21 protein-coding genes and 1 pseudogene are annotated in these 17,297 nt (G+C 65.8%); 11 read left to right on the top strand and 11 right to left on the bottom strand.

Annotation, left to right across the window (positions count from 1 at the left end):
• Positions 1 to 344 (bottom strand): annotated as a pseudogene (locus L286_RS42850) (hypothetical protein); the annotation flags it as partial.
• A 263-nt stretch (positions 345 to 607) separates the two neighbouring features.
• Here L286_RS42850 and L286_RS42845 point away from each other — a divergent pair.
• Together L286_RS42845 and L286_RS42840 are read left to right on the top strand one after the other, a co-directional pair.
• On the top strand, positions 608 to 1,096 hold the full coding sequence (locus tag L286_RS42845) for a hypothetical protein (protein WP_020818383.1): 489 nt from the start codon (positions 608 to 610) through the stop codon (positions 1,094 to 1,096).
• A 146-nt stretch (positions 1,097 to 1,242) separates the two neighbouring features.
• Positions 1,243 to 2,280, top strand: coding sequence for a PAS domain S-box protein (locus L286_RS42840; protein ID WP_020818382.1), 1,038 nt, complete (start codon positions 1,243 to 1,245; stop codon positions 2,278 to 2,280).
• A 6-nt stretch (positions 2,281 to 2,286) separates the two neighbouring features.
• Here L286_RS42840 and L286_RS42835 read toward each other — a convergent pair whose 3' ends face one another.
• The 6 genes from L286_RS42835 to L286_RS42810 form a co-directional block, all read right to left on the bottom strand.
• Positions 2,287 to 2,697: a low affinity iron permease family protein gene (locus L286_RS42835; protein WP_007687207.1), complete on the bottom strand. Its 411-nt coding sequence runs from the start codon at positions 2,695 to 2,697 to the stop codon at positions 2,287 to 2,289.
• An 89-nt stretch (positions 2,698 to 2,786) separates the two neighbouring features.
• Positions 2,787 to 3,428 carry a DUF4142 domain-containing protein gene (locus L286_RS42830; protein WP_013039542.1) on the bottom strand — a complete coding sequence of 214 codons (642 nt, stop codon included), beginning with the start codon at positions 3,426 to 3,428 and terminating at the stop codon, positions 2,787 to 2,789.
• Positions 3,425 to 3,649, bottom strand: coding sequence for a hypothetical protein (locus L286_RS42825; protein ID WP_025160899.1), 225 nt, complete (start codon positions 3,647 to 3,649; stop codon positions 3,425 to 3,427). The genes L286_RS42830 and L286_RS42825 overlap by 4 nt, the downstream gene beginning before the upstream one ends.
• 131 nt (positions 3,650 to 3,780) lie before the next feature.
• Complete coding sequence (locus tag L286_RS42820; RefSeq protein ID WP_020818380.1) at positions 3,781 to 4,548, bottom strand: ZIP family metal transporter; 768 nt, start codon at positions 4,546 to 4,548, stop codon at positions 3,781 to 3,783.
• A gap of 48 nt (positions 4,549 to 4,596) precedes the next feature.
• Positions 4,597 to 5,568 (bottom strand): manganese catalase family protein, encoded by a 972-nt coding sequence (locus L286_RS42815; RefSeq protein WP_020818379.1) that lies wholly within the window; start codon positions 5,566 to 5,568, stop codon positions 4,597 to 4,599.
• 12 nt (positions 5,569 to 5,580) lie between these two features.
• Positions 5,581 to 5,862, bottom strand: a complete 282-nt coding sequence (locus L286_RS42810; protein WP_020818378.1) for a hypothetical protein — start codon at positions 5,860 to 5,862, stop codon at positions 5,581 to 5,583.
• 264 nt (positions 5,863 to 6,126) lie between these two features.
• Here L286_RS42810 and L286_RS42805 point away from each other — a divergent pair, with 264 nt between their 5' ends.
• Positions 6,127 to 6,621 carry a hypothetical protein gene (locus L286_RS42805; protein WP_020818377.1) on the top strand — a complete coding sequence of 165 codons (495 nt, stop codon included), beginning with the start codon at positions 6,127 to 6,129 and terminating at the stop codon, positions 6,619 to 6,621.
• A 363-nt stretch (positions 6,622 to 6,984) separates the two neighbouring features.
• Positions 6,985 to 7,362 (top strand): response regulator, encoded by a 378-nt coding sequence (locus tag L286_RS42800; protein ID WP_020818376.1) that lies wholly within the window; start codon positions 6,985 to 6,987, stop codon positions 7,360 to 7,362.
• 236 nt (positions 7,363 to 7,598) lie between these two features.
• Here L286_RS42800 and L286_RS42795 read toward each other — a convergent pair whose 3' ends face one another.
• From L286_RS42795 to L286_RS42780, 4 genes are all read right to left on the bottom strand, one after another.
• Entirely contained in the window at positions 7,599 to 8,414 is an 816-nt protein-coding gene (locus L286_RS42795) for a ferredoxin--NADP reductase (protein ID WP_020818375.1), read from the bottom strand.
• 161 nt (positions 8,415 to 8,575) lie between these two features.
• On the bottom strand, positions 8,576 to 8,785 hold the full coding sequence (locus L286_RS42790) for a hypothetical protein (RefSeq protein ID WP_007687183.1): 210 nt from the start codon (positions 8,783 to 8,785) through the stop codon (positions 8,576 to 8,578).
• A 200-nt stretch (positions 8,786 to 8,985) separates the two neighbouring features.
• A complete protein-coding gene (locus tag L286_RS42785) occupies positions 8,986 to 9,297 on the bottom strand; it encodes a hypothetical protein (RefSeq protein ID WP_007687182.1) in 312 nt (103 codons plus the stop codon).
• 115 nt (positions 9,298 to 9,412) lie between these two features.
• The gene (locus L286_RS42780; protein WP_020818374.1) at positions 9,413 to 11,008 is read right to left on the bottom strand and encodes a phosphoenolpyruvate carboxykinase; all 1,596 of its coding nucleotides are present in this window, start codon (positions 11,006 to 11,008) and stop codon (positions 9,413 to 9,415) included.
• A gap of 289 nt (positions 11,009 to 11,297) precedes the next feature.
• Between L286_RS42780 and L286_RS42775 the strand changes: the two genes are divergently transcribed.
• From L286_RS42775 to L286_RS42745, 7 genes are all read left to right on the top strand, one after another.
• Entirely contained in the window at positions 11,298 to 12,005 is a 708-nt protein-coding gene (locus tag L286_RS42775) for a response regulator transcription factor (RefSeq protein ID WP_013039534.1), read from the top strand.
• Entirely contained in the window at positions 11,971 to 13,566 is a 1,596-nt protein-coding gene (locus L286_RS42770; RefSeq protein WP_020818373.1) for a sensor histidine kinase, read from the top strand. The genes L286_RS42775 and L286_RS42770 overlap by 35 nt, the downstream gene beginning before the upstream one ends.
• Positions 13,567 to 13,822: 256 nt before the next feature.
• Complete coding sequence (locus L286_RS42765) at positions 13,823 to 14,272, top strand: HPr kinase/phosphorylase (RefSeq protein ID WP_007687178.1); 450 nt, start codon at positions 13,823 to 13,825, stop codon at positions 14,270 to 14,272.
• Entirely contained in the window at positions 14,269 to 15,207 is a 939-nt protein-coding gene (gene rapZ, locus L286_RS42760) for an RNase adapter RapZ (protein ID WP_020818372.1), read from the top strand. The genes L286_RS42765 and rapZ overlap by 4 nt, the downstream gene beginning before the upstream one ends.
• Before the next feature lie 25 nt (positions 15,208 to 15,232).
• Positions 15,233 to 15,637, top strand: a complete 405-nt coding sequence (locus tag L286_RS42755; protein WP_007687176.1) for a PTS sugar transporter subunit IIA — start codon at positions 15,233 to 15,235, stop codon at positions 15,635 to 15,637.
• Positions 15,634 to 15,906, top strand: coding sequence for an HPr family phosphocarrier protein (locus tag L286_RS42750; protein WP_020818371.1), 273 nt, complete (start codon positions 15,634 to 15,636; stop codon positions 15,904 to 15,906). Before L286_RS42755 ends, L286_RS42750 begins: the two co-directional genes overlap by 4 nt.
• A gap of 119 nt (positions 15,907 to 16,025) precedes the next feature.
• Positions 16,026 to 17,021: a sensor domain-containing diguanylate cyclase gene (locus L286_RS42745; protein WP_020818370.1), complete on the top strand. Its 996-nt coding sequence runs from the start codon at positions 16,026 to 16,028 to the stop codon at positions 17,019 to 17,021.
• Positions 17,022 to 17,297 lie beyond the last annotated feature (276 nt).

Below are 17,297 nucleotides of genomic sequence, written 5' to 3'. Positions count from 1 at the left end.
GCGGCCGTCGACGCCTGCATCCGCGCATCGGCTTCGGCGCGCAGGCGGCTTTCGCCGATCGCGGTATCGGCAAATTGCTGCGCCTCGACCGCCGCCCGGATGGCAGCTTGCTCCTTGCCGCTCTTGAGCTGCTCCTGCGCCAGACGCAGGGACGCCTGCGCCTTCGCCAGCACCGCCGGATCGAAGTCGCCGGCCTTCAGCTTGCCCGCCGCGTCGATCTTGCCCTGGGCCTGCGCAATCGCGGCAAGAGCGCGCTCCTCGTCGCCGGCCATTGCGGGCGTGCTCGCCAGGAACAGGGCTGATGCGGCAGCGAAAGCACGCATGGAAAAACTGATCTCACGCATATACTCTCCTGTATTCGTTTCTTGAGGACGCGAGAACGAACCATGAGGCGGCTGTGTTCCACTTGGATGAAGCGGATGCCGACTGTCGCATCCTCCGCCAGTTCATCAGTTTTCATTCAGGTCGATGATATTCCTCGTCCGAACTCCGCCATTGCGCGCCGGAACATAGGACATCCGCCCTAACATGCATTAGAAGGCATCCGGCGCCATCGGGAACCCGCCTTCGCGACCCGCCGTTCTCCTGCCCAGGAGGCTGGTTGCAGATGGAACCGAAGCATTGGAGCCTTGGGCTGGGTCTTTTCTCCATAGGACTGGGATTGGCGGAAGTCGTCCGGCCGCGCGCCATCGCCAGGCGGCTGGGCCATGACCATGCCGCCGCCCGCGCCACGATAAGACTGTTCGGCGCACGCGAACTGCTGTCCGGCGCCGGCATCCTGGCAGCGCCGGCGCATTCCACGCGGGTCTGGAACCGCGTGGCCGGCGATGCGCTGGACCTTGCGGCGCTCGCGCTCGCCAGCCGGCGCCGGCCGCTTTGGGCGCCGATCGCCTTCGTCATGGGCGCGACGGTGGCGGACATCGTCGTGGCCCGCGCACTGGACCGGAAGACCGGGAAGATGTTGCCGGTGTTCCCCGGCGATCCGCGCAAATCCGACGATCCGCCTTCCCATTCGCTCGGCTCCCCCACCACCATGGAGCCGGAGGGCATGGCTTGTCACCAGGCCCCGCCCGTTCCGGAGCGACAGGTGCGTTGACGGCCGGGAAAAAGCCGGCGCGACCACGACCGGATGCTTAATCTGGTTAAGTGCACAGCAATGAACGGCCATTATAAGCGGCCCATCGAGGCTGGCTTTCCATGCAGCCTTCTAGCGCCCGACAGGGCGGACGCAAGGAAGCAGGATTGTCGGATCTACCGGATATAGCGATCAAGGCAGACAGGTCGGACAGGACATCGGAAATCGACGCCGGAGCCTGGCTGGCCGCCATTGTGGAAAATTCCGACGACGCCATTCTCAGCAAGACGCTGGACGGGGTCATCACCACCTGGAACCGGGGCGCGTCCCGCCTGTTCGGCTATTCCGCCGAGGAAGCGATCGGCAGGCCGGTGACGATCGTCATTCCCGAAGACCGCCTGCATGAGGAGGAGCATATCCTCGCGCGCCTGCGCGCCGGCGAGCGGATCGATCATTTCGAGACGGTCCGCCGCCGCAAGGACGGCACGCTCATCGAAATATCCCTGACCGTGTCCCCCGTCCGCAACGCGGCGGGGCAGATATTGGGCGCCTCGAAAATCGCCCGCGACATCACCGCCCAGAAACGCGCCGCCGCGCAACAGATGCTGTTGCTCAAGGAGATGCGTCACCGCGTCAAAAATCTTTTCGCCCTGGCCACAGGGCTGGTGGCGCTGAGCGCGCGCGGCGCGCATGATGTCGGGGAACTGACAAGCGACCTGACGGCGCGGCTGATGGCCCTCGCCGCCGCGCATCAACTCACCTTGCCCGACTTGGACAATGAAGGGACGACGGAAAGCTCCACCACCCTGTTCTCGCTGCTGGAGGCCATCGTCGCTCCCCACGAACTGGCGGATGAGCGCAAGCGCATATTCGTGAAGGGCACGGACCTGCCCGTCGGCGGCGGCGCGTTCACCTCGGTCGCGCTGCTGCTGCACGAATTGGCGACCAATGCCGCCAAATATGGCGCGCTCTCGACCCCGGACGGCCGGCTGGACGTCACCGTCAGCGTTCAGGATGACGATGCGATCATCCATTGGGCGGAATGCGGCGGCCCCCGCCTGGACCGGACGCCGGATCGCGAAGGCTTCGGAACGGCGCTGGAACAGGCGTCGCTCAAGGGCACGGGCGGCACCCTCGTCCGATCGTGGAAGGATGCCGGCCTGACGATGGAAATCCGGTTCAAGCTGAGCCGCCTCGCCGCATAGCGCCGCTCAATAACGCTGGAGCAGGCGCTCGACCGTGGGTCCGATCGACCCTTCGCGGCCGGACTTGTCCTTGATGTCGCGTTCCAGCGCGTCTCGGATCGCGGCGATCTGCGCGTCGGTCAGATGTTCGATGCCGACGAATTCCACCCGCGCCTTGTCCAGCGACCGGATGATCTCGTCCAGCTTCGCCTGCATGGCCGCGCCGTCGCGGTTCTGGCTGTTCTGGATCAGGAAGACGGCCAGGAAGGTCAGCACCGTCGTCGCAGTGTTCACGATCAACTGCCATGTGTCGGAGTAGTGAAGAAACGGCCCCGACACGGCCCATAGAATGATCAGCAAAGTCGACAGGATGAAAGCATGGGGTTGTCCCATCAGCCGTGCGCTGCTGGTGGCGACGTTCGTGAAGATCCGGTCCATTGTTCTTGCGCCTGCGACAATATCGCCCCCAGGGAAAGGGATAGGCGCGTCGCCTCAGCCGCACATTAACTTATGATAACCTCCGCGCGTCATTGCCCGGCCGGAACCGACCGCGCGGTCGGACCGAATCTGGCGTCCAGCGCCTCCGCCTGCTTGCGGTGCGCCGCAATCACGGGAACCATCTCCCCCGCCATCTTCCTGAGCGCCGGATAATCGCCCCGCCTGGCATAGCTGCTTTGCAGGTTGAACGCCTCCAGATGCGCCGCGGCCTGCTGGCCGACATAGACGCTGTCGAATTCCCGGTCCCCCGCGCCGTTGAGCTGGCCCAGCATCGCCCGGCGACGCGCATCGATATTCCGCGGAATGGCGATGTTGACCGGATTGTCGGCGACGAAGCGCCGGAGCCGATCGCTGCTCCGCTGGTGGTCGGCGACCATCATCCGCGCAAATGCCTTCACTTCGGGCGCGCGGGCGCGCACCATGGCGATCTTGCCCGCCTCCATCTCATACATGTCGCCGATCGCCGCCTGCGGGATGTAGAAGGTGGTGGTGACCGCCTCGTCGGGGCGGGAAACGCCTTCGGGCTTCGGCCCTTCATAATGCTTGGCCACCGTGGCGCTGCCATTGGCCGGCCCCTGCTCCGACGCGCCGTCGGTCTGGTTGCAGCCGGAAAGGACCAGCAGGGCCAGGAAGGCGGGCAGGCCGGGCCGGAACGCGCCGCCGCCGCTCATGGCTGCGTCCCGTTGCCGCCCGCGCCGGGAGCGCCGATGCCCGGCATCGCGTTCGCGCCGCCCATGTCGCCGGCGGCATTGATCGCCTCCTGCTGGTTGGTCCCGCCCGGCACCCTGCCATTTTCATTCTGCGCGGCGGGGCTGCAAGCGCAAAGCAGGGCGGAGGCCGCAATCAGGATCATGGCAGTGGATGCGGGACGCGGCATGCTGGAACAAGGCATGGGGTTCTCCTTCTACAGGGCTGTCGCTGCGACAACGCCCGGCGGGCCGAAGGAGGACTCCGGTGTCGCAACCCTATGTTAGCGCGGCCGCGCTTTTCACTCCGCGAGCCTGGCGCCGCGCCGAACCGCCTTCAACCCAGCGCAATGTCAAGGCAGGCCATGACCGCAAGGCCGACCAGCAGGCTCGCCTGCGCCGACTGCCCGTCCTCGCCCAGTTCCGGCGCGATCTGGTCCATCACGACGCTGATCATCGCGCCTGCCGCCAGGCACAGGGCGATGGGCAGCAGCATGGCGTAGCGATGCACCAGCGCCGCGCCCAAGGCCCCGAAGACAGGCTCCACCAACCCTGAGGCCAGCGCTCCGGCAAAGGCCCATATCGGCGGGTAGCGCAACGCCAGCGCGCTCCCCACGGCAAAGCCTTCGGGTATGTTCTGAATGCCGATGCCCAGCGCCGTGGCATAGCCCTCTCCCCCGGCATCCCGCGCGAAGCTGACGCCGACCGCCAGCCCCTCCGGCGCGTTGTGGAGCGTGATCGCCGCCACCAGCAGCCAGATGCGATGGCCGATCCGGTCCAAGCCCTCGGCAGTGGTGAACCGCTCCAGGGAAAAACGGCTGAGGGCCAGCAGCAGCAGCCCGCCTACCAGCACCGCGGCGGCAACAGTCCCTGCCGCGGGCCAGGAACCGACGCCCTGCCGATCCAATATGCCGACAGCAGGCACGATCAGCGAAAAGAAGGACGCGGCGAGCATCACGCCCGCCGCGAACCCCAGCATCGCGCCCTGGTAACGCAGCGCCGACCGGCCGATGCCCAGCAGGGGCAATCCGCCCAATCCGGTCGCCGCGCCCGCGAGCAGGCTGGCCGTCGTGCCGGCCAGAACCGGCGACAGGTCGATGCTCAACGGCTGGCCTGCTCTCCCGCGCTCCGTCGCAAGGCGTCCCCTACCATCTCATTCCTCGCCCGACGGAAAGGGGCGTTTCGCGGCGGCCTGCGACCGGGCGTCCTCCATGTCGCTCGCCCCGCCCAGATCCTCGTCGCTCAGCTTGCCCGCGCCCGGCCCGCCGCCCAGATCGGCGCCGGTCACCGGATTGGCGTTGGGATCGGACTTCAGGCGTTCGGTCATCGCCGCGAAGTCCTGCATCTCCTGCTCGGGGAGCGCGACCGACGCCTGGCCGTCGCCGCCATCGAGAGGCAACCTGCTCTCAATATCGTCGATCCGCTCCCACTGCTCGCCCGTGTTCCAGGGGCCGACCGCATCGCCTTCGCCCTGGGACGCGTTGACATAGAGGCTGGCATAGGGGGCAAGGCCGGGCAGCTTGCCGGCGGGGAAATTGTCCTTGATCGAATAGAGCGCCTTTTCGAAGCTCTTTTGGTGCGAAACCTCCCGCGTCATCAGGAAGCCCAGCGCATCCTTGACGCCCGGATCGTCGGTGATGTTGATCAGCCGTTCGTAGATGATCTTGGCCCGGCTTTCGGCGGCGATGTTGGACCGCAGGTCGCAGGTTGGATCGCCGCGGCTGTCGACATAGGCGGCGGTCCACGGAACGCCCGAACTGTTGGTGAGCGACGGCCCGCCGCCATAGAGGATCGACTGGGTATGGCTGTTCCCGCCTGCGTTCAGCGACATGTAGAGTTCCGCCTCCTCCATCGACGCTTCGGTCAGGGCCGACTTCGCGCCCTTGTTCAACATGGCGACAATCGACCCGATGACTTCCAGGTGGCTGAGTTCCTCAGTCGCGATGTCCAGCAGCATGTCCTTCCGCCCCGGATCGTCCTCGGCCAGTCCCTGGGTGAAATAGCGCATGGCCGCCGCCAGTTCTCCGTCCGGCCCGCCAAATTGTTCCAGCAGCAGGGAGGCGAGCGCGGGATTGGTCTCGGAAACCCTCACCGTATATTGAAGCCGCTTGTTATGCATGAACATGGAATGATCTCCTCAGGCTCCATTGCCGGATGAAAAACGACTGCCGCGAATTCGCGGCTGACCTTGCTTGAAATCGCCGTGCAGGATGGGAACGACGCAGGCGATCACGCTCCCTGCGATCAGGACGATGGCGCCCGCGCCCAGCATCGCGGCCATGACAGCCTCCGGGCGAAGCGACGCGCCGGTCAGCCAGGCATGGGCCAGGATGCACAGCGCGGCGATCCCCGCCGTCTCGATGGCCGCGCCGACGAGCAGTCGAACCCTTGCCCGGATGCTTCTATTCGCCCTGGCCATGACTGCTCCCACATCGAACAAGGGCAGTTAAGCCGCGCCGGCAGCAAGCGTTCCGCGATCCGCGATGGAGCGATAATTCAGTTTACAGCCAACCGATCCAGGATATTCCCGCTGTGTTCTTCCGAAAACTCGCCCTTCGAGATCGGCGTCCGCCGGAACAGGGGAAAGGCCGCCGGAAACTGATCCAGTTTAACCCGCCATGCGGATCGCCCTGCGACGCGGAACGTTGGTGACGGAGAGAAAATATTTTCGGGAAGAATCGCGATGAACGACCGCAACGCATTTCTGCAAGGGCAAGGATCGCCCATAAAGGACGATGCCGCCCCGCCCGAACAGGGCTGGCGCGGCGAACGCGCCGCCGACGAGCCTGCCGGCAAGGAGCAGCGGCGCCGCCACATCAAAGGCGTGCGGGCGGAGGTCGAGGACATATCCGGCACCGCCTTCGTGGAGGCGGGCGGCGCGGACATGGCGCCCGCCGATGACGACGAAGGCGAGGACAGGAGCATGCAACCGCAGGATGGCGGCAAGCGATCCCATCCCGACGGCGTCAGCGATCTTGACATGTCGGCCGCCAGTCCGGGCGGGCAAAGCGCCGGCGCGCCCTATCCGCATGGACGCAGGAAGTCGAAAAACGACTTCGGCAGCCGCATGGGCCATGGCGGCCAGACGGAGATCGGCTATCACGGCACCGGCCATCTGGGCAGCCGCTCCGTCGGCGAGGACGACAATCGCAACGGCGTCGCGGAAACCGACGATTAACCGTTCCGGAGTCCGGCGGTTCGTCGATTTCGGCCTTGTCGCCATGGACGGCACAGCCATTCGGGCATCCACTCGCCTGGCCAATGCCTCGGCCGCATTGATGTCCCTGTCGGGCAGGCTTCGCTTTTCCAAGGGAGCAATGAAGCCGTCGGGAAAAAAGTTCAGGGCAAGCGACTTATTTTAGGCCCGATTCGCCTGCGGGCGCGTTACCATGATGGCGCAACAGGGAAGATCATGGGCCAGAAGGCACAAGCTGCGGCGCAGGTCCGCGCCAGGCTGCTCGGCGAAGTCGAGTCCCCGGCGTTCCCTGCTGCGCGGGGGATTGGCGGCCCATGTCCCGCTGCGGGATGAAGGCGGTGGAAGATGACGGAAGCTGCATTGCAGGATTGCCGCATATTGATCGCGGAGGATGAATATCTCATCGCCACCGACCTTGCCGAGGCGCTGACGCAGGACAATGCCGTGATCCTTGGCCCGGTGCCCCGCGTCGCGGACGCGCTGTCGATGATCGAGTCGGGAACGCGGATCGACCTTGCCGTGCTGGACGTCAACCTGTGCGGCGACATGGCGTTCCCTGTCGCCGACGCGCTGGCGGCGCAGCGCATCCCCTTCGCTTTCGCCACCGGCTATGACGACTGGACCATCCCCGCCCGCTTCGCGAATGTGCCGCGCCTGGTAAAGCCCTTCAGGCCGGATCGGTTGCGAAGCGCGCTGAAATCGCTCCTCCCTCCATCCCGCTGATTGCGACGCGACGGCGCGGCTGCTCCGAAATCCGCTGCTGCTCCAGACTTGCGGGCGCGCCACGGTCTTGCCGCGCTCGCCTTTGCGGCGACTGGAGCGTCGATGCCGCCGTCCGGACCGACTGCGGGCAAATGCTGCACCGGCGGTTCGGCCCCCGTCAGCGCACCACCCTGGCCCTGATGGTCTTCAAGGACGGCGTCACCTGTTGGCGCTTGTCCCTTCGATCCCTCGGCCGATCAGCCTACGAAGGCGCGCTCGATCACATATGCGCCCGGCGCGGCGTTGGAACCCTCGGCAAAGCCCTGTTCCTCGAAATAGGCGCCGAACTGCTTGATCATCTCCATGCTGCCGCACATCATGATCCGGTCGGTTTCCGGGTTGAACCTCGCTTCGCCCGGAATGCCCTCGAACAGCGCGCCGCTTTCGACCAACTTGTCGATGCGGACATTGTTGCGGAACGGCTCGCGGGTCACGGTCGGCACATAATGGAACTGGCTAGCCGCCTGTTCCGCCACCAGCGGATCGTCCGCCAGCTTGCCCGACAATTCGTCCTGGAAGGCGAGGTCGCTCACCCGGCGGACCGAATGCACCACCACGACCTGCTCGTAGAACTCGTAGACATCCGGATCGCGCGCCAGGCTGAGGAAGGGCGCCAGCCCCGTGCCGGTCGACAGCATGAACAGCCGCTTGCCCGGCAGCAGCGCGTCCGTCACCAGCGTGCCGGTGGGCTTGCGGCCCAGATAGATCTGGTCGCCCGGCTGGATCAGTTGCAGCTTCGACGTCAGCGGCCCGTCCTGCACCTTGATCGACAGGAACTCCAGTTCCTCGTCCCAGGCGGGGCTGGCGACCGAATAGGCGCGCAGCAGCGGCTTGCCATTGTCGCCCTGCAACCCGATCATCACGAACTCGCCCGACCGGAAGCGGAAGCTTGCCGGCCGCGTGATGCGGAAGCTGAAAAGATGTTCGTTCCAATGCCGCACCGACAGCACGGTTTCCACGGATAGCGCGCCGGTCGGTTCCAGCACCGGCTTTTCGATCGTCACGTCGTTCAAAACCTTTTCCCCTGCCAAATCCAGGGCGACTGTCGCCGGGTAGGAGCGTCAGTTGCGTGGGCTTCGCAATAAGCTATGCAGCGCGAATGCCCCCTGGGACGTTCCAAGGCAAGGCGAAAAAAACTTGTCGGCGCGAAAGCTGGCGATCATCCGCGCCGGCATCAGGACCGGGGGCAAGGGAGCGGCGCCGCCCGGCGCGCCGGAACGCAGCAGGGCAGATTGCGCGGCCGGGACGCATGCAAGGCCCGATAGGCGGGCATGCAGGCGCCGTCCTGCATCCATTCGCTTGGCCCGAATGAGCTGTGCCCCTGCGCATTGCCGCTCAAGATCGCCGCAATAACGGCGCTGCCGCGCAGCATGACCCCCACCATGATGATTTCCCTTGCTCCGGAGCGCCGACACGCCCGTCCCCGCGCAAGTTCATAACCGCTTCCCTATCCAAAAGCATACCCCATCGGGGGTATGCCCGGCTATTCCTGCCAAACAGGTCATCCCAGCGAAAGCTGGGATCTCGTGGGGCCAGGTCGTGCCCTATTGCCTGAGATCCCGGCTTTCGCTGGGATGACGGAGATCAGCCGAACAGTCCCTTCGCCAGCCCGCCCAGTTCGTTGAGCGGATTGCCGTCGCCGTCCCTGTCGAACAGGCCGCCGATCCTGGATAATATGGCCTCAGGCCCGCCGAACTGCGCGAACAGTTCCTGCAACTTGTCCGCCGACACGCCATGTTCGGCCGCCGTGGTCGCCAGCGCGGCGACGTCGGTCTCGCCCGCCGCGATCTTGCCGCCGATCTCGCTCATCAGCGCCTGCATCTGTTCGGGCTGAAGGCCGATCTTCGCGGCGACCGCTTCCAGGCCGCCCAGATTTCTCAGCAAATCGTCAAACATAGGACATATCCCGCCAATGATTTGATGCAGGATAGCATCCCGCCCCGCCGACAGGAAGCGAAAGAGGCCGGAGGATCGCTCCCCCGGCCCCCTTTCCTCGCGGATCGCCTTGGCGTCAGGCGGCGGTCAGGGCCGCCTCGCGCACCGATGCGTCGACATGGTCCTCGAACTGGGCGAAATTGTCGACGAACTGCTTGACCAGCTTGCCGGCGGTTTCGTCATAGGCCGCCTTGTCGTCCCAGGTCGCGCGCGGATCGAGAATGGTCGGATCCACGCCCGGCACCGATACCGGCACCTGGAAACCGAAATTCGGATCGACCCGGAATTCGGCATTGTTGAGGCTGCCGTCCAGCGCGGCGTTCAGCAGGGCGCGAGTCACCTTGATCGGCATCCGCTTGCCGACGCCATATTTGCCGCCGGTCCAGCCGGTGTTGACCAGCCAGCAGGTGACGCCGCCCTTGTTGATCCGTTCCTTCAGCAGATTGCCGTAGACGGAGGGATGACGCGGCATGAAGGGCGCGCCGAAGCAGGTGGAGAAGGTGGCCGTCGGCTCCGTCACGCCGATCTCGGTCCCCGCGACGCGCGCGGTATAGCCCGAGAGGAAGTGATACATGGCCTGTTCCGGCGTCAGCCGCGCAATCGGCGGCAGAACGCCATAGGCATCGGCGGTCAGGAAGATGATGTTCTTCGGCACCGGCCCCAGATTCTTCTCCGACGCGTTCGGGATGAAGTCGATCGGGTAGGAACCGCGGCTGTTTTCCGCCAGGCTGTTGTCGTCCAGGTCGATCTCGCGGGTTTCCTCGTCGATCACGACATTTTCCAGCACCGTGCCGAACCGCTTGGTGGTGGCGAAGATCTCCGGCTCGGCCTCGGCCGACAGGTTGATCATCTTGGCGTAGCAGCCGCCCTCGAAATTGAAGACCGCCGTGTCCGACCAGCCATGCTCGTCATCGCCGATCAGGGTGCGGCTGGCGTCGGCCGACAGGGTGGTCTTGCCCGTGCCCGACAGGCCGAAGAAGACGGCGGTGTCGCCATCGGGGCCGATATTGGCCGAACAGTGCATCGGCATCACGCCGCGGGTGGGCAGCAGATAGTTGAGGATGCCGAAGACGGATTTCTTCATCTCGCCGGCATAGCGCGTGCCGCCGATCAGGATCAGCTTCTCGGTGAAGTTGACCGCGATGACGGTTTCGCTGCGGCTGCCGTGGCGGGCCGGATCGGCCTGGAAGGTCGGCAGGTCGATGATCGTATATTCGGGGGTGAAGCCGGCCAGCTCCTCCGCGCCCGGACGGACCAGCAGCGTGCGGATGAACAGGTTGTGCCAGGCGAATTCGTTGATGACGCGCACGTTGACGCGATGTTCGGGCTGCGATCCGCCGAACAGATCGGCGATGTAGAGCTTGTCCTTCTGCCCCAGCGCGGCGAAGAAATCGGCCTTCAGCGCCGCAAAATGCTCCGGCGTCATGGGCACGTTGGTCTTGCCCCACCAGACGGTGGATTCGGTTTCCGCGTCCCGGACGATGAACTTGTCGCTCGCCGACCGGCCGGTATGCTTGCCGGTCTTGACGACCAGCGGGCCGTCCTTGGCCAAAATGCCTTCGCCATTGGCAAGCGCGGCTTCGACCAGCGGCGCGGTGCCCAGATTCCAATATTGATCAGCGCTGGTGGAAATACCCTGCTGATCGAGGGTGAAAGGGGATTTGGCCTGCACGCCTTTACTCCTGAATATCATTATCTCCGGCCGCCATATTATATGCTTACGGCCGGTCCGCCTCCCGACGCCGCGATCTTCAGGCCGCTGGCACCGTCTGCTGCAGACGCATCGGGCATAAGCCTTTGCATAAGGCGCGTCAAACCCCGGAAAACTCCGCAACTGCTGCGTTTATCCCGAATTCCCACGGCTACACCGCATAACCCGCCGCCGGACCTTCCTTGCGGGGGCAGCCGCCTTCGTCTAACGCAGGGGCATTCCCATTGCCGACGATTTTTCGGGACACAGCATGACCGCAACCATCGCTCTGGTGGACGATGACAAGAATATACTGACCTCCGTCTCCATCGCATTGCAGACGGAGGGGTTTCTGACGCGCCTCTATTCCGATCCGGAGGCGGCGCTGAAGGCGCTGATCGAAAATCCCGCCGACCTTGCCGTGTTCGACATCAAGATGCCGCGCATGGATGGGCTGGAACTGCTGCGGCGGCTGCGGGAAAAAAGCCATATGCCGGTCATCTTCCTGACGTCCAAGGCCGATGAGCTGGACGAGGCGCTGGGCCTGGCCATGGGGGCGGACGATTATATCAGCAAGCCCTTCTCCCAGCGGCTGCTGATCGCGCGCATCCGGGCCATCCTGCGCCGGGCGGAGGTCAGCAAGGCGGATGCCGCGCCCGACGAGCCGGTCGCCGAACCCATAGTGCGCGGACGGCTGGAGATGGACCCGGCCCGCCACCGCGTCAAATGGATGGGCCTGGACGTGACGCTGACCGTCACCGAATTCCTGATCCTGGAAACGCTCGCCACCCGCCCTGGCGTGGTCAAGAACCGCAACCAGTTGATGGACGCGGCCTATCAGGACGACGTCTATGTCGACGACCGGACCATCGACAGCCACATCAAGCGCCTTCGCCGCAAGTTCCGCGAAGTCGACCCCGAATTCAACGCAATCGACACCCTCTATGGCGCCGGCTATCGTTTCTCCGAAGAAGCATGACGCGGGCGCGGGGTGGAGCTGGTCCGGCCGGATCAGCCTGACCCCCCGCATCCTGGCGGTCAACGTGTTCGCGCTGGCGCTGCTGGCGGGCGGCTTCTTCTACCTGGACAGCTACCGCACCCGCATCGTCGACGACCGGCTGCAACAGTCGGCCCGCGAATTGAAGCTGCTCGCCATTGGCCTGGAAAATGCGCCGGCGGACCGGCAGGATGCGCTGATCGCCGCCTATGCCCGGCAGACCGGCGACCGCGTCCGCCGCTATGATGCGGAGGGGCGGCTGATCGCCGACAGCTTCGCCATGAACGCCCCGCGCTATCGCCTGCGCCTGCCCGCCGAGGAGGGATGGCAGCGCCATGTCGCCCGCTTCCTCGACAAGGTGATCGACCGCATCGTCTCCGCCGACCGGCCGCCCAATTTCGAGGAGCCGGCGGTCGACCGGGCGCAGGCCTGGCCCGAAATGGTGGTGGCGCGGAAAAGCGGCCGGACCCAGGCGGCGAACCGCTATGCGCCCGACCGCACCTTCATGATCTCCGCCGCCGTCAACGTGAAGGACGGCACCGGCCTGCTGGCGACCGAAAACGCCCGCGACATCACCCGCATCGTCCGGGCCGAACGCTTCCGCCTGGGCATGGTGCTGGCGGCGGCGGTGCTGGCGTCGGTGCTGCTCTCGCTGTTCCTGGCGCGAACCATCGTGCAGCCGCTCCAGCGCCTCGCCCGCGCCGCGGTGCGCGTGCGCCTCGGCCGCGCCCGCGAAGTCACCGTGCCCCGCCTGCCCGACCGGCGCGACGAGATCGGAATGCTGGCCCGCGCCCTGTCCGACATGAGCCATGCGCTGCGCCAGCGGATCGACGCGACGGACGCCTTCGCCGCCGACGTCAGCCATGAGCTCAAGAACCCCATCGCCTCGCTGCGTTCCGCGCTGGACGCGCTGGACCGGGTGGACAAGCCGGAACTGCGCGCCCAATTGATGGCCATCGCGCAGGACGATGTGCGGCGGCTGGACCGCCTGGTGACGGACATTGCGGAGGCCTCCCGCATCGACGCCCAATTGTCGCGCACCCGGTTCGAGCCGATCGACCTGGGCCTGCTGATCGAGCGGATGGTGGTGGCCCGCGAAGCCCGCGGCGTGCCCCGCGGCGTCCGCCTCGCCTTCGCCCGCCCCCGCCGGAACGTCGCGGTGGTGCTGGGCGAGGAACAGCGGATCGTCCGCGTGCTCGACAACCTCATCGACAATGCGATCTCCTTCTCCCCCGATGACGGACTGGTCCAGATCGTCGCGACGGTGGCGGACAATGAGGTGCTGGTCAGCGTGGAGGACGAAGGCCCCGGCGTCCCGCAATCCGAACGCGAACATGTCTTCCGCCGCTTCCACAGCGTCCGCCCGGAAAGCGAGGCGTTCGGCAAGCATAGCGGCCTGGGCCTCGCCATCGCCCGCTCCATCGTGGAGGGGCATCAGGGCAAGATCAGCATCGCCGACCGCCAGGACGCGCAAAGCGGCGCCTGCTTCATCATGCGCCTGCCCATGGCGGTGGAACGCGATCCGGGCATTGTTTCGGAGTGAAGCGGAAATTGGGTGGTTTGCCGACCTATCCTATTCCTCCCCATCGAGAGATGGGGAGGGGGACCGGCCGAAGGCTGGTGGAGGGGAAGATAYGCAGGTCACGCCATTTCCCCTCCACCATGCTTCGCATGGTCCCCCTCCCCACGCTCGGCGCAGGGAGGATTTGATAACCGCCCCATAATGAGAACCCCCTCGGTTAATTCGATTTCCCCCAGCGCCAAGACGGGCTAATATGACGTCAAAGCGATAAGGCGATATGGCGTCGACACCCTCTTGCGAAACCCTGCATGCGACCAGCGTGGCGATTGACGGCCGGGCCGTGCTGCTCTGCGGCCCCAGCGGCATGGGCAAGTCCGACCTGGCGCTGCGCCTGATCGATCGCGGCGCTGTTCTGGTCAGCGACGATTATACCCGCCTGCTGGAGATTGAGGGCCGCCTGTTCGCCCGCGCCCCCGACCGGATCGCCGGGATGATGGAAGTGCGCGGCCTGGGCCTGGTCGACATGCCCCATGCGGACAACGCCCCCGTCGCCCTGGCCGTCGACCTGAGCGACGCGGTGGAGCGCATGCCGCCGCAAACCGTGCAACGATCGATCGCGGGCGTCGACATCCCCGTCGTCCGCCTCGCCCCGTTCGAAGCGTCCGCCCCGATCAAGGTGGAACTCGCAGTCAGGAACATGGGCCTGAAGAGCGCGAGCCCATCGTGAGTTTCGAAACGCCGAAGACCATCCTGCTCGTTTCCGGCCTGTCGGGCGCGGGCAAGACCACCGCGCTCAAGACGCTGGAGGACATGGGCTGGGAAGTGGTCGACAATCTGCCGCTCGTGCTGCTCGACCGGCTGCTCGACACTCCCCTGCCGGAGGGGCATGAGGAGGGGACGGACCGTCCGCTGGCGCTGGGCATCGATGCGCGAACCAGGGGTTTCGACGCCGCCGCCATCGTCCAGCGGATCAAGGCGCTGCGGTCCCGCCACGGCCATGACGTGGAGACGCTGTTCCTCGACTGCTCCGGCGCGGAGCTGGAGCGCCGCTTCGCCGAGACGCGCCGCCGCCATCCGCTGGCGACCGACCGCCCCGCCCGCCACGGCATCGCCCGCGAACGGGAACTGACCGAACCGCTGCGCCGCTGGGCCAATCAGGTGATCGACACCAGCAGCCTGACCAGCAACGGCTTGCAGCAGGAAATCCGCAACCGCTTCTCCCGCGATGGGCTGTCGGACCCGGTGCTGACGATCATGTCCTTCGGCTATTCGCGGGGCGTGCCGCTGAACGCCGACCTGGTGTTCGACATGCGCTTCCTGCGCAACCCGCATTGGGAGGAGGCGCTGCGGCCCAAGACCGGCCTGGACCCCGACGTCGCCGCCTATGTCATGGCGGACCCCGCCTATGAGGAGGCCGTCCAGCGGATCGAACAATTGCTGACGCTGCTGCTGCCCCGCTATGCGGAGGGCGGGAAAAGCTACATTACCGTGGCGTTCGGCTGCACCGGGGGCCGCCATCGGTCGGTCCATGTCGCCGAACGCATCGCCAGAGACTTGCAAGATGCGGGCTTTTCGCCCACGGTCTCGCACCGCAATATGGAATCAGCGCCCCAGGACGCCCTGGAGAAGCGCAGACCGGGAGGCCCGAAAGCATATCCATGAAGAACAGGTGGGCCACGTAAGCAAGATGATTGGACTGGTACTCGTCACCCATGGGGCGCTGGCGACGGAATTCGTCGTCGCGATGGAACATGTGGTCGGTCCGCAGCAGCAGATCGAGACCATCTGCATCGGGCCGGAGGACGACATGGAGATGCGCCGCGCCGACATTGCGGACGCGGTCGCGCGCGTCAATGACGGGTCGGGTGTGATCCTGCTAACCGACCTGTTCGGCGGCACCCCGTCGAACCTGGCCATTTCCCTGCTGAAGGCGGGCGAGATAGAGGTGATCGCGGGCATCAACCTGCCCATGCTGATCCGCCTGGAAAGCGCGCGCAAGGTCATGGACGTGCGCCAGGCCGTGGCGGCGGCGCGGGAGGCGGGCCAGAAATATATCAGCGTCGCATCGGAACTGTTGGGCAGCACCACATGAGCGAAATCAGCCAGGAAGTCAGGATCAGCAACCGGCGGGGCCTGCACGCCCGCGCCAGCGCGAAATTCGTGACCCTGGCCAGCGGCCTGCCCGCGCAGATCACCGTGCGCAAGGACGGCAGCGAAGTCACCGGAACCTCCATCATGGGGCTGATGATGCTGGGCGCGGCGATGGGCGACAGCATCACGATCAGCGCCACCGGCCCGGAGGCGGCCGATTCGCTGGGCAAGCTGGTGACGCTGGTCGAGGACAAGTTCGGCGAGGAATGAGGCGGGTCGTGCCCGCCAAGTCTTTGTTAAACATCGCCAAGCCATTATCGTGAGATAAAGGTTCAACGAGAGTCGCGGGCCGCAGGATCGGCTGCGCCGGCCATTGAGGTGCATTGGCAATGCTCGATCCCAAGCTGACCGACGAACCGGCGCGCATGGCCGCGCTGGAACGCTACGACGTTCTGGACACGCCAAGGGAACCCTCCTTCGACCGCATCACCGATCTGGTCCGCAGCATTTTGGGCGTGCCGATTTCCGCCATCTCGCTGGTCGACGCCGGACGGCAATGGTTCAAGTCGCGGGCCGGTCTGGATGCCGGCGAAACCTCCCGCGACATCGCCTTTTGCGACCACACCATCCGCCAGCGGGCGCCGATGGTCGTCACCGACGCGCAGGAGGACGCCCGCTTCCGCGACAATCCGCTCGTCATGGGCGATCCCAATATCCGCAGCTATGCGGGCATCCCGCTGGAGACGCCGGACGGCTATAATATCGGCTCGCTCTGCGCCATCGACACCGTGCCGCGGGAATTCGACCCCGGCCAGATCGCCATCCTCAAGAATCTGGCCGCACTGGTGGTCGAACAGTTGGAACTGCGCCGCATCGCCGAACGCGATCATCTGACCGGCGCGCTGACCCGCCGCGCCTTCCTCATCGAAATGAACCGCGCCATCGCCCTGTTCGAACGGCATGAGCGGCCCGCCAGCCTGCTGCTGTTCGACATCGATCATTTCAAGCGGATCAACGACACCCATGGCCATCCCGCGGGCGACCAAGTGATCCGGGGCATCGCCCGGCTCTGCACCAGCCTGCAACGGCCCAGCGATTCGCTGGGGCGGCTGGGCGGCGAGGAATTCGGCATATTGCTGCCCGAAACCGCAGAGGAAGACGCCGCCAGCGCCGCGCAACGTTTCTGCGAGGCGATTGCCGCGGCCGAAATCCCCGGCCCGCCGCCGCTGCGCGTGACGGTCAGCTTCGGCGTGGCGGAACTGCGCGGCGACTGGCCGACCGGCGAAAGCTGGCTGGCGGTGGCGGACATGGCGCTCTACGAAGCCAAACGCTCCGGCCGCAACCGCGTCGCGGTCGCGCGGCACGGCGCATTCCACGCGGCATGAGGCGCAAACCGAATGCGACGGGATAAGCATGGGCGGCGATGCGCCCGTCCCCAGTAGAAGATGCCCGCCGCAAGCGGCCAATCGCCTGACGCGATACCGCCCTCAAGAAAAAAGGCGAGCCTCGCAGCCCGCCCTCTCCCGTTTCGGCCAGACCGCGCTTCGCGGAGCGATTTCGAAGCGATCGAAACCTGCGCTTAACCAGCATGGACAAATTCAAGCCTCGCCAGACTGAGTGGGGGGGGGAGCCGTCATTCCCCCTCCCGCAGGCGGGAGGGG

The organism is Sphingobium sp. HDIP04 (genome assembly GCF_000445085.1).
In the GTDB taxonomy this organism is placed as follows: domain Bacteria; phylum Pseudomonadota; class Alphaproteobacteria; order Sphingomonadales; family Sphingomonadaceae; genus Sphingobium; species Sphingobium indicum.
The sequence above is the reverse complement of the archived record's forward strand: the minus strand, read 5'-3'. Positions and strand labels throughout refer to the sequence as shown.